The organism is Aporhodopirellula sallentina SM41, from assembly GCF_000346505.1.
In the GTDB taxonomy this organism is placed as follows: Bacteria; Planctomycetota; Planctomycetia; order Pirellulales; family Pirellulaceae; genus Rhodopirellula; species Rhodopirellula sallentina.
Map to the genome: position 1 here is coordinate 1 of NZ_ANOH01000163.1, position 13,321 is coordinate 13,321.

General features: G+C 57.3%; 17 protein-coding genes. 11 read left to right on the forward strand and 6 right to left on the reverse strand.

The window, feature by feature from the left end; translation table 11 throughout:
• Positions 1-57: 57 nt before the first annotated feature.
• The 6 genes from RSSM_RS32415 to RSSM_RS10720 form a co-directional block, all read right to left on the reverse strand.
• Positions 58-321, reverse strand: coding sequence for a hypothetical protein (locus RSSM_RS32415; protein WP_008677865.1), 264 nt, complete (start codon positions 319-321; stop codon positions 58-60).
• A 5-nt stretch (positions 322-326) separates the two neighbouring features.
• Complete coding sequence (locus RSSM_RS10700) at positions 327-980, reverse strand: RNA polymerase sigma factor (RefSeq protein WP_008677867.1); 654 nt, start codon at positions 978-980, stop codon at positions 327-329.
• A gap of 60 nt (positions 981-1,040) precedes the next feature.
• A complete protein-coding gene (locus RSSM_RS35185; protein WP_315850015.1) occupies positions 1,041-2,654 on the reverse strand; it encodes a prepilin peptidase in 1,614 nt (537 codons plus the stop codon).
• A 157-nt stretch (positions 2,655-2,811) separates the two neighbouring features.
• A complete protein-coding gene (locus RSSM_RS10710; protein ID WP_008677871.1) occupies positions 2,812-3,606 on the reverse strand; it encodes an ABC transporter ATP-binding protein in 795 nt (264 codons plus the stop codon).
• Between the two features lie 6 nt (positions 3,607-3,612).
• A complete protein-coding gene (locus RSSM_RS10715; RefSeq protein WP_008677873.1) occupies positions 3,613-5,262 on the reverse strand; it encodes an ABC transporter permease in 1,650 nt (549 codons plus the stop codon).
• Positions 5,263-5,361: 99 nt separating this feature from the next.
• The gene (locus tag RSSM_RS10720) at positions 5,362-5,550 is read right to left on the reverse strand and encodes a hypothetical protein (RefSeq protein WP_008677875.1); all 189 of its coding nucleotides are present in this window, start codon (positions 5,548-5,550) and stop codon (positions 5,362-5,364) included.
• A gap of 1 nt (position 5,551) precedes the next feature.
• Here RSSM_RS10720 and RSSM_RS10725 point away from each other — a divergent pair, with 1 nt between their 5' ends.
• The 11 genes from RSSM_RS10725 to rpsC form a co-directional block, all read left to right on the forward strand.
• Entirely contained in the window at positions 5,552-6,328 is a 777-nt protein-coding gene (locus RSSM_RS10725) for a (Fe-S)-binding protein (RefSeq protein ID WP_008677877.1), read from the forward strand.
• A 134-nt stretch (positions 6,329-6,462) separates the two neighbouring features.
• Positions 6,463-7,872: a lactate utilization protein B gene (locus tag RSSM_RS10730; protein ID WP_008677878.1), complete on the forward strand. Its 1,410-nt coding sequence runs from the start codon at positions 6,463-6,465 to the stop codon at positions 7,870-7,872.
• Positions 7,869-8,492: a LutC/YkgG family protein gene (locus tag RSSM_RS10735; protein WP_008677880.1), complete on the forward strand. Its 624-nt coding sequence runs from the start codon at positions 7,869-7,871 to the stop codon at positions 8,490-8,492. The genes RSSM_RS10730 and RSSM_RS10735 overlap by 4 nt, the downstream gene beginning before the upstream one ends.
• 145 nt (positions 8,493-8,637) lie before the next feature.
• Positions 8,638-8,964, forward strand: a complete 327-nt coding sequence (rpsJ, locus tag RSSM_RS10740; RefSeq protein WP_081613743.1) for a 30S ribosomal protein S10 — start codon at positions 8,638-8,640, stop codon at positions 8,962-8,964.
• Positions 8,965-9,340: 376 nt separating this feature from the next.
• A complete protein-coding gene (rplC, locus tag RSSM_RS10745) occupies positions 9,341-9,991 on the forward strand; it encodes a 50S ribosomal protein L3 (protein ID WP_044302253.1) in 651 nt (216 codons plus the stop codon).
• A gap of 11 nt (positions 9,992-10,002) precedes the next feature.
• Entirely contained in the window at positions 10,003-10,674 is a 672-nt protein-coding gene (gene rplD / locus RSSM_RS10750; protein WP_044302246.1) for a 50S ribosomal protein L4, read from the forward strand.
• 55 nt (positions 10,675-10,729) lie between these two features.
• Entirely contained in the window at positions 10,730-11,053 is a 324-nt protein-coding gene (gene rplW / locus RSSM_RS10755) for a 50S ribosomal protein L23 (RefSeq protein WP_044302247.1), read from the forward strand.
• Between the two features lie 112 nt (positions 11,054-11,165).
• Positions 11,166-12,026, forward strand: a complete 861-nt coding sequence (gene rplB / locus RSSM_RS10760) for a 50S ribosomal protein L2 (protein ID WP_008677892.1) — start codon at positions 11,166-11,168, stop codon at positions 12,024-12,026.
• Positions 12,027-12,055: 29 nt separating this feature from the next.
• On the forward strand, positions 12,056-12,325 hold the full coding sequence (gene rpsS, locus RSSM_RS10765) for a 30S ribosomal protein S19 (protein ID WP_044302249.1): 270 nt from the start codon (positions 12,056-12,058) through the stop codon (positions 12,323-12,325).
• Between the two features lie 17 nt (positions 12,326-12,342).
• Complete coding sequence (gene rplV, locus RSSM_RS10770) at positions 12,343-12,702, forward strand: 50S ribosomal protein L22 (RefSeq protein ID WP_081613744.1); 360 nt, start codon at positions 12,343-12,345, stop codon at positions 12,700-12,702.
• 99 nt (positions 12,703-12,801) lie between these two features.
• On the forward strand, positions 12,802-13,321 hold a 520-nt coding region (gene rpsC, locus RSSM_RS10775), incomplete at its 3' end, for a 30S ribosomal protein S3 (protein WP_008677899.1).

Below are 13,321 nucleotides of genomic sequence, written 5' to 3' on the forward strand. Positions count from 1 at the left end.
GGGGGCATTAGCGAAAGGTTTTTTCCGATTTTGTCGGTAAAACTACGCAAATGGTGCTCAACCGGCGGAGAAGAATCGCGTTCCCTGGCCTCCGGGCCCGATCGGGACGCTGACGCGGGCACCACAGCGGGGGCATCCGCCGGAATAACGCATGCCGCTGGGGTCGCGGTAAATTCGGCCGTACGTGCGACAACACCGAAACTGGATACCGAGGAAGGGGCGGCTTTCGCGATCGTTTGCGGTGTTTTCGGATGCGGGAACGCCCGGTTCGCTCGAGGCGTCGAAGAATTCGCCGTGGCGGGCATGGTTGGGTGAGTTCATCAGACTCAGTTCTCGGCTTCGGAATTCCTGGTCGCTGTATTGCTGCTCGCGGCATCCCTGCTCGCGGCGGGATCTCCCGAAGGAGATTCCACAGTGGCATCTTCTGTTTGGAGTTCCTCGATCGTGATCCGCAGTTGCTTGCGTGCTCGGTTGAGTCGACTGCGAACCGTCCCGATGGACAATTCCAAAATCTCAGAGATTTCCTCGTAGGAAGCTTCGTTCATTTCCCGCAAGACCAGAATCGCGCGATGTTGCTCGCTCAGTTGGTCCATCGCGTTCTGCACCAGGCTGACTTGGTCCTGGCGGATCATCCCGGCATCGACGGCTTCCCCGTGGTCGATCACGTCGTTGCCGATGTCTTCGCGTTGTTGATCGAGCGAGATTTTGGCCCGTTTTCGGCGTTTTCGCGACAAAGCGATGTTGAACGCGACGCGGTACAGCCACGTGAAGAATTGGCTGTTTTGCTGGAAAGTATCCAGTTTCAGGAACGCCCGGATGAAGGCCTCCTGCGTCACCTCTTCGGCATCGTGGACTGAACCGGTGACCTGGATCATCGCGCTGTAGAGACGATCCTGGTGTTCGATGACCAAGGACTCGAACGCCGGTTCGTCACCCGCCAAGGCTCGGCGAATCAGTTCGACTTCGTCGCTCTCGGTCAATTCGTTGCTCGGAACCAGAGGTGGGGTTTTTCAATGGGACGCCGAAAACCGGCCGAGTGTTCATTCAGCGGACCCCGAGTTTAATTCCTCGGGCAGATCTTCTGACGAAAATTCGGGGCGGCTCAGCGGTGGCGGTTCGCGAAGCCACAACGCAATGAAGAGCGTCCCTAAGGCATAGCCTAGTAGAACCCCGCGCGGTGCCTGCTCGCTCGGCCACCAACCCGATTCCGCGAGAGGTTTCCAAAACAACACCTGTATCAACAGTGCAATCGGCAACAGCAACGCAAACCGACCCAACGCGTCTGTGCGAGCGGAAACGAATCCCGTCGATGACTCGGACGCAGGAGTTTCCGGCAACGCGGCGGGCTCGGTTGCGGTCGCCTCGTGTTCGTTTTGGCTCGGATTGAGTTCGTCTGAGGAATTGGGTTCTTCTGGGGATTCGTTTGCGGGATCGGATGTGGCTATCGCGTCGGATGTGTCTATTGGGTCGGGTGTGTCTATTGGGTCGGGTGTGTCTATCGAAAGTGACGTGGAGGATGCCGTTTTATTAGGCGTGTTTTTGAAGAAAACTCTCGAAACGCTTGCCAGCACCGATCCGAGAATCAGGACGCCCGCGGTCGCCTGCCATCCGACGACGATGGAAACGACCGAAATCAACAGCACCAAATCGATTAGCCTCGACGTTTGATCACCAAGCGGATCGAGTTTCAGGTCCGCTCGCGGGCAGAACGCTCGAGCGAGTACTCGCCCATAGAAACCGGCGGCGACCAATGCTGTCAAAATACGCATGAACGACTGGACCAAGGTCGTCGCATCAAAGGCGGTGTGCCGGGCGAGGATCCAGTCCTTCGGTGGCCAGGGGACAGGTGTATCGAGTTGCCAAGGCACGACGGCGGCGGACGGGAGCACCATGATGCCGCCAAACAACCAGATCGCCGCGAAGACCACCAATCGACCCGGAATCCGGTTGCGGTCATATCGGATCAACGCCATCGCCCACAGCACCGCGAACGCGACGAGGTGATACAGGACGATCAGCAGTTGCACCGCATCGACGCGGGGTGTCGCCATGGTCAATTGAAAACCGTAGGAGCGGTACGGCAGGTTCCACGCATACAGTTCCGTCGTTCCCACGGTTGCGAACGTCAGTGCGACCGCCGCTTCGACGATCGGATAACGTGGGGAAATCGGTAGGCGGCAGTCGCGGCAACGACCACCGAGCATCAACCATCCGAAAACCGGAACGTTGTCTCTCGAGCGAAGCGTATTACGGCATCGTGGGCAGAACGAATGGCCATTTACACTGAGGCCCTGCGGCATCCGCCAAACGACCACATTCAGAAAACTGCCGACGCTGGCGCCACACACGAAGAAGAACGTGAACACGATCACGTCGTTGATCCGCGGCAGCAGCGACTGGCCAAAGGTGCCGTGCCAGTGCCCGGTGGCTCGCAGGTGACCATTGGCAACGGCCCATGTCGCAACGAGGACGTAGGTCGTCGCGACCGCGATATACCCCAGCAGCACTAGGAATGCGATCGAGCGGTAGGGGCGACGCGGTCGGGACAATGGAGGCGAGTTCCCTCGGAGCAGTGCGGGCGAGGACGTGAGCGATGCGACGCGTTGCAAATGAGGGAGACCCTCATCGACGCTGAGCACCGTCGTACGATGCAATTCTCGCTGCGGTTCTCTCGGCGAGAGGACGCTCACGCGGTCGACATACTTTATCTGCTCGCGTGTCCGATGGCGATGAGGTTGCCGGGCGAGGTTCTCACGTGAGGTCGCCGGGCGTGTTCTCGCCAACGCTTATGATATCGCCAACTCGCTTGATTTAAGCGGCGCTGCTGGTGCGGGTTTGCTGAGACGCTGTGGTGGGGTTCGACGCGACCGGCGTCGGGTTGGCGAGTTCATTTTCGAACCGATCGACCAGCAATCCGTCCTGCATCCGGTAGCACCGGTCGGCTCGCTCAGCGATCGCGTCGTCGTGAGTAATCATGACAATCGTGAGGTCGTCTTCGGTGTTGAGTTGACGCAGCAGCTGAAGAATCGACTCGCCCGTTTCGGTATCCAGGTTCCCCGTCGGTTCGTCGGCGAGCAGCAGTTGCGGTTCGCTCATCAGCGACCGCGCGATGGCGACCCGCTGCATTTCACCGCCAGACATTTCGCACGGTTTGTGCGTCTTGCGATCGAGGAGTCCGACGCGATCGAGCATGGCTTCGGCGCGCGCGGTGAGGGATTTGCGTTGGCGAAAGTACCCCAGAACGCTGCGCGAAATCATTGCCGGCGTCAGCACGTTTTCCAGTGCAGTCAACTCCGGCAGGAGGTGATAGAACTGGAAAATGATTCCGATTTCGTGATTGCGGTATCGGTCACGTCCACGGCGGTGCAGGTTATCGACACGCTCGCCGTTGAACCAAACTTCGCCCTGATCGGGTTGATCGAGCGTTGCCAGAAGGTGCATCAGGGTGCTCTTGCCGCTGCCGCTGCGACCGACCAACGCGGATAACTCGCCACGCGCGAACGCAACGTCGACGCCACGCAGGACGGGCAATTCGATCTGGTTTTTGTAGTAGCTCTTTCGGATCCCGCGGGCCTGCAGGATCGGGGTATCGGAGGAGTGGTTCATGGTGGGCTACTCGAATCGGAGGGCGGTGACGGGATGCATGCGGGCCGCTCGCATCGCCGGCAGAACGGAAGCGGCGGTGGCAATGGCGACAGCCCCGGCCATCACCCACACGAGTGTGAACGGGTTCAAAATGGTTGGGATTTCGGTGAAGTAATAAACGGTCGGGTCGAAGACTTCTTGTCCGGTCAATCGCTCGATCACACCAGCGATCGCGTTGATGTTGTCGACAAAGAGAATGCCGCCGAGCAGACCGACGCCGCTGCCGACGATGCCCAGCAGGAGGCCGTAACTGAGGAAGATGCTCATCACGCCGCTGCCGCTGGCACCGAGTGCTTTGAGCGTGCCGATGTCGCGTGTCTTTTCAACCACGATCATGAAGAACGTGGCCAAGATCCCGAATCCGGCGACGGCGATAATTAGGAACAACAATATGTTTAGGATGGTGGTTTCTAACCGCACGGCGGCCAACAACGGGCCCTGCATGTCACGCCAGGTTTGAATGCTGTAGGCGAATTGATCCGGCGGGAATCGCTTTCGCAGGGCGTCGCGCACCGCGTTGAGGTCGGCGCCTTCGATGAGTTTGAGCTGAATCGTGGTGACGCTTTTGACACCGGAGATCGGGTCGATCATCCCACGGAATTCCTGCAACTGATCGAGTCGGACGAACGCAAAGGTGCTGTCGTATTCGCTCATCCCGGATTCGTACAGGTCGACGACGGTGAACTTCTGGTTGAGGACCTTGGGGTTTTCCGAGGCACTCGGGAACATCATCCGGATATCGTCCCCGGGACGGCAGTAGTAGTGATCGCGAACGTTGCCCGCTTCGTCGCGCAGTTTGTTGCTGCAGGTGGAGATGCCTAGGATGATTCCCGGGTACTGTTCGGTTGCCGGATCAAAGGTCGCCGCCACGCCATCGGTGGCGCCTCCGTTGAGTTCCGGTGGCAGCAGAGGCCCGAGCGAAGGTCCCGCCGCGGCGAGATTCTCCGGGGCGTCGCTGTCCAGTGTTTCACCATGGAGAGATTCATCTTCGATCAACCCGTCGTCGGTCTTCGCCGCTTCGTTCGTTCCGTGCGGCAGCGTATTGCTCAGCCTCGCGACTTCGCGGTTCATCGCTTCCACGCGGGCCCGCTCTTCATCGAGGGCACGTTCGTAGGCGACCCGGGCCCGTCGATAGTGCCAACCCGACGCGGGGAAGTTCTCGCGGTTTTCGGCAAAGCCAGATTCCCGCAGGTTGAAATCGACTTGCTTCTGGTTTTCAGGATGGATCAGGTACCGGCCGAACTGGCTGACGGTGTCGTACGTGGCCGCGTCGATACCGACGAGATTCACGTGCCGGGTGATCAGTTGTCCGTTGAAATCGATGCCGAGCATGCTGGGGACGTGAACGCTGACTGACGCGCCTTCAATATCGTCTCCAACGATTCGGCGTATTTCCTCGAGGTGCGCGTCCGGGTCGGGCATCCCGCCGCTGGCGTGACACTCAATCAGAACATCCGATGCCAATCCGTGAAGACGTTCGTGCATTTCAGCCGAAAATCCAGCCATCACGCTGTTGACCACAATGAGTGTGGCGACGCCGAGCGTGACGCTGATAATCGACGCAAGCGCGATGTAGCGAGTGCGTAGATAGCGGAAGCAAAGCAGCAAGCGGTACATCCATGTCCCTTGTTACGACGGTAAACGGCTCTAGCGAGACCGAAATTTTGGTCTTTGCGGGAGTCTACGCGTCAGGCGTCGCTTGCAACAACGTCAATCTCAGTTCATGATCGGGTGTGAAATGTATACACTTTGCATTGGCGAATTGGGTTCGACGCTCCCTTGTTCGCCGATCACGGTCAGTTTCCCGTCAGAATCCGATTCGCCAACGCGAGTTTGGGTTCGGATGCGAGGAAGGCTCTCGTGATGACCCGTTTCGGCTGCGTCCGCGTAATTGTTGATCGTCACGATGAATGTCGCTCTTTTTGTTCCCTGCTATATCGACCAGTTCTTCCCCGACGTCGCGATCGCCACGTTGGAACTGTTGGAATCCCAGGGGGTTAATGTCAGCTTCCCGGAGAACCAAACGTGCTGTGGCCAGCCGATGGCGAATACCGGATGCACGGCCGACGCGGCCCCGGTAGCGAGGAAATTTGTCGAGATTTTCTCGGGATACGATGCCGTCGTTTGCCCTTCGGGCAGTTGCACGTCAATGATCCGAAACCACTACGGCGATTACTTCGCGGCCGATGACGAGCGATTTTTGAAACTTCGCGATAATACATTTGAGTTGTGCGAATTCCTGGTCGATCAACTCGGCGTTCGCCAGATCGAAGGGCGATTCCCGCACCGTGTGAGTATTCATTCGAGTTGCCACGGTTTGCGAGAACTCAGGCTCGCCGGCAGCAGCGAGCAGATGATCCCGCGTGAAAACAAACTGCGTTTGCTCGTTGAATCGCTCGACGGGGTCGAGATCATGCCGATCACCCGTCAGGACGAATGCTGTGGTTTCGGCGGCACGTTTGCGGTTACTGAACGCGAGACCAGCGTCGCGATGGGGCTCGACCGGGTGCAAGACCACGTCGGGTCGGGCAGCGAGGTGATGATTGCCGGAGATATGAGTTGTCTGATGCATATGCAGGGGCTGATCCGGCGTCGGGACATGCCGATGCGAGTCATGCACGTCGCGGAGGTTCTCGCCGGGAGAGCGTTGCCGCAAAAGAAAGCCGTCTCGGCCGGATACTAACCGCAATTCCTATTCAAACAAATCGAACCTACGAACAGTTGTCTCGACGATTTGCCGGGCATTCTCGGTACCCCCTGAATTTCTGATTTTCGAGATCGCCATTCATCTGTCCGCCTCTTTCAACGACACAACCCATGTCTACCGCATTGCCGATCGTCGACCATCCCCAGGCGGCGAAAGAATTCGTGACCAATGTGCCTCGGTCTCACTGGCACGACGATTCCCTATGGTTCGTGCGTACCAAGCGTGATCGTCAGGCTCAGTCGTTGCCCGAGTGGGAGTACCTGAGGGAGTCCGCATCGGCGATCAAGCGTCATACGATCGCGAATCTGCCCGATTATTTGCAGGAATTCGAGGCCAATGCGACACGCATGGGGGCGGTGGTGCACTGGGCAGCGGACGCGGACGAGCACAATGAAATCGTGCTCGAGCTGCTGCAGAAAAACCACACGCAGCGGATCATCAAGAGCAAATCGATGCTCACCGAAGAGTGCGGCCTCAACGAGTTTTTGATCGAAAACGGCATCGACGTTGTCGACACCGACCTGGGTGAGAGAATCGTCCAGTTGCGAGGCGAAACCCCCAGCCACATCGTTCTGCCGGCGATCCACATCAAGAAAGAAGAAGTCGGCGAGACCTTTCACCGGCATTTGGGGACCCGAAAAGGGGAGGCCGATCCGCAGGTTCTGACCGAGGCCGCACGTGGCCACCTGCGAGGGAAATTTCTCGAAGGAGAAGTCGGCATCACCGGGGTGAACTTCGGAATCGCGGAAACCGGCGGGATCGTGGTCTGCACGAACGAGGGGAATGCTGATTTGGGAGTTTCACTCCCGCGGATTCACATCGCCTGCATGGGGATCGAAAAGCTCATCCCCCGGTTTGAAAATCTAGGGGTGTTCACGCGTTTGCTCGCCCGTAGCGCGACGGGCCAGCCGATTACCAGTTACACGTCGCATTTTCACGGGCCTCGCGACGAGAACAGCGAACTGCATATCGTGTTGGTCGACAACGGTCGTTCGCGGATCCGAGACAGCGACACGTTCCGGGACGCGTTGAATTGCATCCGCTGTGGTGCCTGCATGAACACGTGCCCGGTGTATCGTCGCAGCGGTGGGCACAGCTACCAGGCGACCGTTCCAGGGCCAATTGGCAGCGTCCTGGGGCCGACAAAGGACATGAAGGCGCACAAGAGTCTGCCCTACGCCTGCAGTTTATGTGGGTCTTGTACGGACGTCTGTCCGGTGAAGATACCGCTGCATCATCAACTGCTCGCTTGGCGAGGGGTGCTCGTCGGCAAGCGATTGTTAGCGTGGAACAAGCGAATCGGGATGAAGGCCGCCTCGTGGCTGTTCCGTCATCCGCGGCTGTTCTTCGCCGCTGGTTACATGGCCCGCACCGCGCTGCGTTACCTGCCTCATTCTCTCACCCACAACCGGCTCAACGAATGGGCCATTGATCGCGAACTCCCCGAGCCTCCTAAGCAGAGTTTTCGGGCGTGGTATGCGAAAAACCGCAGCGAGAAGCAACCGGAGGAATCCCGATGATCGCCGAAGCATTTGATCGACAACCGCAGCGGAGCAAGCAATTGATTTTGGACCGCCTCCGTGGACGTGCGGTGAAGTCGAAAGGCTTGCCTGAGATCGACCGCTCACGCCTGGTGCGATTCGATGACCCACTTGCCCAATTTCGCGAGACGCTCGGGTTTGTCGGCGGAGAGAGCCATTTGGTGGACTCTCCCGAACAGGTTCGCGAGATCCTGATGGGGATCGAAGTTTTTGCCAACGCCGAGCGAATCGCGTCAACTTATCCGGAGGCGATTGAGCCCACGGTGCAGCTAGACCGGACCGGTGATCCGCATTTGCTGTCATCGTTGGACTGGACCGTCGTTCGCGGCGAATTTGCAATCGCCGAGAACGGTGCGATTTGGATCGATGGCGGTACATTGCCGCATCGAGTGATGATCTTCATCGCGCAGTACTTAGCGATCGTTGTTTCGCGCAGCCAGATCGTTGATCACATGCATGATGCGTATGCGCGGATTGGGACGCCTGAACCGGGGTTCGGTGTTTTCGTATCGGGGCCCAGCAAAACCGCCGATATCGAGCAATCTCTGGTGTTAGGAGCACACGGTTGCCGCAAGTTGCAAGTCTTCTTGACACCTTGAACAACGGTTTTCGGGACAATTTTTTCATCAAATGTTCAAAAGCCGTTGACGCTTCCGCGAGTCGCCCCTACATTCTCGCCTCCCCACAACAAAAGGTTTGTGACGTGGGGTCTCCGTCCGTCGTCATTGAAGTTAGGTTTCGATCGTGTCAACTGGTGCCAGCGAAGTCATCCGCATTCGTATGGAAGCATACGACCATGCTGTTCTGGATCAGAGCGCACGCGATATCGTTGATACCGTCAAGGCGACTGCGAGTATTGTTCACGGCCCGATTCCATTGCCGACCCGCGTAGAGCGGTACACGGTTCTGTCGAGTCCGTTTGTGAATAAGAAAGCACGGCAGCAGTTTGAAATCCGAACGCACAAGCGTTTGGTAGATATCGTCCAGGCCTCGGCCAAGACCATTGAAGCATTGAATAAGCTCAGTCTGCCGGCTGGGGTTGACATTAAGATCAAGGCTTCCGCCCGCTGATCTGGTCCTCGCGGCGAAGGTGGTTCGTGCGGCGTGTTTCGCTGTTCGGGTTTTCTCTCAGTCGCCATTCGGCTCGCCTGGTTAGGTGGGAGTTTTTTAGCCGGTTCTCCGTTGCTGTTGTTTAGGCGGCGTGAGGTTGTTTGAGTTGGTCCCGTTGTCGCGTGATGGCGGCGGGTTTGTTCGTTAACTTTTGTAGTCACGGTTTTCCGTATGGTCGGAAGCTGCGGCGATACCTTCCGGAGTGTTCGCAGGGCGAACGGGTTCGGTTGAATCGTCGGGCAGTCCCGGAATCCCTAACGAAATCGCAGGTAGCTCGCCGCTGAAACGGCGGGCGGGAATTGTTATGTTACCATCAATCTTGGGCCGAAAGGTGGGGATGACTCAGGTCTTCCTCGAGGACGGAACTGCCGTCCCGGTCACTGTTGTTCAGGCCGGTCCCTGTCATGTGTTGCAGGTTCGCAGTGTCGAGCGAGACGGCTATGAGGCGGTTCAGTTAGGATTCGAGGACAAACCTCGTCGTTTGGCTTCGCGAAGTGAGCGTGGCCAAGTTGCGGCGATCGAAAGCAAGCGGTCCAAGGCTCGTGCTGCTGCTGGTGTTGAGTTGGCTCCGAAAGCCGATTGTGAACCGCAGCGTTTCGTTCGCGAGTTCCGCGGTTCAGCCGACGTGAGTGTCGGTGACGCGTTGACTGTTGATCAGTTTGCTGATGTTAAGAAGGTTGATGTTACTGGCACCAGCAAAGGTCGTGGCTTCTCGGGTGTTATGAAGCGGCATAACTTCGCCGGCCAGCGTGCGTCGCACGGTGTTAAGAAGTGTCACCGTCATGCCGGGGGTACCGGAATGAGTGCCTCGCCAAGTCGCGTGTTCAAAGGCAAGAAGATGCCTGGGCAGTACGGCAATGCTCGTGTGACGACCCGGAATCTCGAGGTCGTGAGCGTCGACACCGAAAATAATCTGCTGCTCCTTCGCGGAGCTGTTCCCGGCCCTAATGGCGGGTTCGTTTCTATCCGTCAAACCAACAAAGTCTGAGGGCGGAGATTATGGCAACTATCCCAGTGATGAATGCGTCCGGCAAAGAAGTCGGTTCGTACGAAATTGATACCGCTCAGATCGCGGATCGCGTCAGCAAGCAGTTGTTGCATGACGTTGTTGTGATGTACCAGGCTAATAAGCGTCAGGGTTCGCACAATACCCGGACTCGTGGTCAGGTTAGCGGCACGAACAAGAAGATGTACCGCCAGAAAGGTACCGGTAACGCACGTGCAGGTTCGAAGCGAACCAATGTTCGTCGCGGTGGTGGTGTTGCGAGAACGGTTAAGCCTCGTGACTACAGTTATCGTCACCCGAAGAAGGCGATCAAGCTCGCGACTCGCATGGCGATTCGTTCGCGTATCGATGATGGTGAAGTCGTGGCGATCGACGACTTCGGTATCGAGTCGCCGAAAACCAGTCAAATGGCTACTGTGCTCCGGAGCCTGGGGCTCGAGGGCGTTAGCACGCTGATCGCGACTTCGAGCGATGACGCTGCGGTGTACAAGAGCGGTCGCAATATTGAAGGCGTCTGTGTGGAGCCGGTTCGTCAACTCAACGCTCTGTCGTTGCTGACGCCGAAGAAGGTGCTCATCACGACTGCTGCTTTGGACAAGATCAAAGATGGCACCTTCGCGAGTGCTCCAGTTTCCGAATCCAGCGAACAGGAGGCCGTGGCCTAGTCGGGGTTGAGCGGGTAGTCGCTCAAAGTCTCAGATTCCAAGCCAGGAAGTAACCATGTCAGCTATTAAGCCTCCACAGCCTGTCGAACGTAAGGTCAAGCTCGAGCCGCATCAGGTTTTGTTGCGTCCGCTCGTGACCGAAAAAGGTGTTCACCGTGCGACGCGCAATAACCAGTACGCGTTTCAAATTCACCGTGACGCCACCAAGCTCGACGTGCGAGCAGCCGTCGAAAGCCTGTTCGATGTCAAGGTGACCGCGGTGCGAACTCAAACCCGCAAGGGTAAGTTCCGTCGCTTCCGCAATAAGATGGGTCGCACGAGCGACTGGAAGAAAGCCATCGTTCAGTTGCACGAAGATCATCGGATCGACTTCTTCTAGTCGGTGCGGTGACGCGGGAAAGGTGCTGTGACTGCAGGCCTGGCTCGGATCGTCGTGAAAAGCATTTGCAGTCAAGCACTAACACTTAAAACTCAGATCTCAGAACTGTCTCATGGGCATCCGAATCTACAAGCCGACCAGCGCCGGCCGACGTAACGCGTCGGTTAGCGACTTCAAGGAGTTGACGAAGGGCTATACGCCTGAGCGATCCTTGTTGCGTCCGAAGAAAAAGACGGGCGGTCGAAACAACCAAGGCAAGATTACCGCCCGGCATCGTGGTGGTGGTCACAAGCAAAAATATCGCGTGATCGATTTTCGACGCGTAAAAGATGGTGCCGCAGGTGTCGTCGAGTCGGTTCAGTATGACCCGAATCGCTCCGCACGTATCGCACTTTTGAAATACAACGATGGTGAGAAGGTTTATGTGATCGCTGCCGCGGGTGTGAAAGCCGGCGACCGGTTGCAAAACGGTCCTGATGCGACGCCGACGGTTGGTAACTGCTTGCCGCTGAAGAACATCCCTTTGGGTACCGCGGTTTGCTGCATTGAAATGCGAGCCGGGCGTGGTGCAGTGATGTGCCGTTCAGCTGGAACGCAAGCAACCTTGCAAGCACGCGAAGCGGACTGGGCGCAGTTGTTGTTGCCTAGTGGCGAAGTTCGTCGTGTGCCGAGTGCCTGCCGTGCCACCATTGGCCAGGTTGGTAACAGTGACCACATGAACGTTCGGCTCGGCAAAGCCGGTCGTGCTCGTTGGTTGGGTCGTCGTCCGCATGTTCGCGGTACTGCGATGAACCCGATCGATCACCCACACGGTGGTGGTGAAGGTCGTACCAAGGGCGGTCGTCACCCAGTCAGTCCTTCCGGTAAGAGTGCCAAGGGCGGTGCAACGCGTCAGAAGCGTAAGCCAAGTAACTCATCGATCGTTCGTCGACGTAAGAGTCGTCGTTACGGTCAATTGAAACTTCACAAGTAGGCCGGCCAGGAAACGTCTGAGAATCAAACATGAGTCGAAGTAGTAAAAAGGGTCCTTTCGTCGACCCGAAATTGTTCTTCAAGGTCCAAAAGGCTGCTGAGTCCGGATCGAGTGAACCCATTAAGACTTGGGCGCGTTCGTGCACCATCGTGCCCGAATTCGTCAACGTGACTTTTATGGTTCACAACGGACGTCAGCACGTCAAAGTGCTGGTCACTGAAGATATGGTTGGACACAAGCTCGGCGAGTTTTCACCGACGCGGACTTTCCGCGGGCACGGTGGTAAAGGCAAGCGATAAGGTAGGAATCGGGAATCATGTCACAGTTCAACGCATATCACAAAAATGCCCGTATCAGCGCACAGAAAGTGCGTTTGGTCGCCAATATGGTTCGTGGCATGTATGCCGACGAGGCACTCGATACTCTCAAGTATCAGCCTCAACGCGGTGCTCGGATGCTCGAGAAGGTCATCAAGAGTGCTGTCGGCAACGCCCAGGACCCTGACCAGAACAACGGTCGCGGCTACAAGATTGAAGACTTGGTGGTCACCGACGTGCGAGTCGACGGCGGGCCGATGTTCAAACGGATTCGTCCGCGAGCTCGCGGCATGGCGTTCATGATCAAGAAACGCTCGAGTCACATCCGCGTGGGTCTGACTCACGTCGACGAGATATAGCCAGTCGCTCGGGGCAGCGGCTCAACGCCACCGGCTCCTGAGTTCACGCAGTTCAAACGCATTTCATTTACACAGTCCTTAGCCCACAGAACTTTCACCATGGGTCAAAAAGTCAACCCGATCGCATTTCGAACCGGCGTTACACGCGGTTGGGGCAGTCGCTGGTACGCGTCCAAGCAGGACTATGCGGCTTTGCTGGTCGAAGACAAAAAGATTCGTGACTTCATTACGAAGCACCCTAAGAAAACACAATATAAAGCAGCGGGTATCGATCGGATTGAGATCGAACGTACCCGTGACGAAGTCCGCGTGATGATGTTTGTCGCTCGGCCAGGTTTGATCATCGGTAAGAAGGGTCAAGAAATTGAGATCCTTCAGGCTGAGTTGCAAAACCTTGTCGGACGCCGGATCAATCTGAAGGTGGAAGAAGTCGGCCGTCCCGAGTTGCAGGCGCAGCTCGTCGCCGAAGACATCGCTCAACAACTGGCGAAGCGATCGAGCTTCCGTCGGACGATGAAACGCTCTTTGGAGCAAACGATGGATGCCGGTGCCAAAGGCATCAAAATCCAAATGGCGGGTCGGCTCGGTGGAGCTGAAATGGCCCGACGTGAAAAGCAAA

What these genes read in the sequence shown, in the direction of transcription:
- RSSM_RS32415 (WP_008677865.1), bottom strand. Translation starts at nt 321, where the DNA reads ATGAACTCACCCAACCATGCCCGCCACGGCGAATTCTTCGACGCCTCG.
- RSSM_RS10710 (WP_008677871.1), bottom strand. Translation starts at nt 3,606, where the DNA reads ATGAACCACTCCTCCGATACCCCGATCCTGCAGGCCCGCGGGATCCGA.
- RSSM_RS10715 (WP_008677873.1), bottom strand. Translation starts at nt 5,262, where the DNA reads ATGTACCGCTTGCTGCTTTGCTTCCGCTATCTACGCACTCGCTACATC.
- RSSM_RS10725 (WP_008677877.1), top strand. Translation starts at nt 5,552, where the DNA reads ATGAATGTCGCTCTTTTTGTTCCCTGCTATATCGACCAGTTCTTCCCC.
- RSSM_RS10730 (WP_008677878.1), top strand. Translation starts at nt 6,463, where the DNA reads ATGTCTACCGCATTGCCGATCGTCGACCATCCCCAGGCGGCGAAAGAA.
- RSSM_RS10735 (WP_008677880.1), top strand. Translation starts at nt 7,869, where the DNA reads ATGATCGCCGAAGCATTTGATCGACAACCGCAGCGGAGCAAGCAATTG.
- rplC (WP_044302253.1), top strand. Translation starts at nt 9,341, where the DNA reads ATGACTCAGGTCTTCCTCGAGGACGGAACTGCCGTCCCGGTCACTGTT.
- rplD (WP_044302246.1), top strand. Translation starts at nt 10,003, where the DNA reads ATGGCAACTATCCCAGTGATGAATGCGTCCGGCAAAGAAGTCGGTTCG.
- rplW (WP_044302247.1), top strand. Translation starts at nt 10,730, where the DNA reads ATGTCAGCTATTAAGCCTCCACAGCCTGTCGAACGTAAGGTCAAGCTC.
- rplB (WP_008677892.1), top strand. Translation starts at nt 11,166, where the DNA reads ATGGGCATCCGAATCTACAAGCCGACCAGCGCCGGCCGACGTAACGCG.
- rpsS (WP_044302249.1), top strand. Translation starts at nt 12,056, where the DNA reads ATGAGTCGAAGTAGTAAAAAGGGTCCTTTCGTCGACCCGAAATTGTTC.
- rplV (WP_081613744.1), top strand. Translation starts at nt 12,343, where the DNA reads ATGTCACAGTTCAACGCATATCACAAAAATGCCCGTATCAGCGCACAG.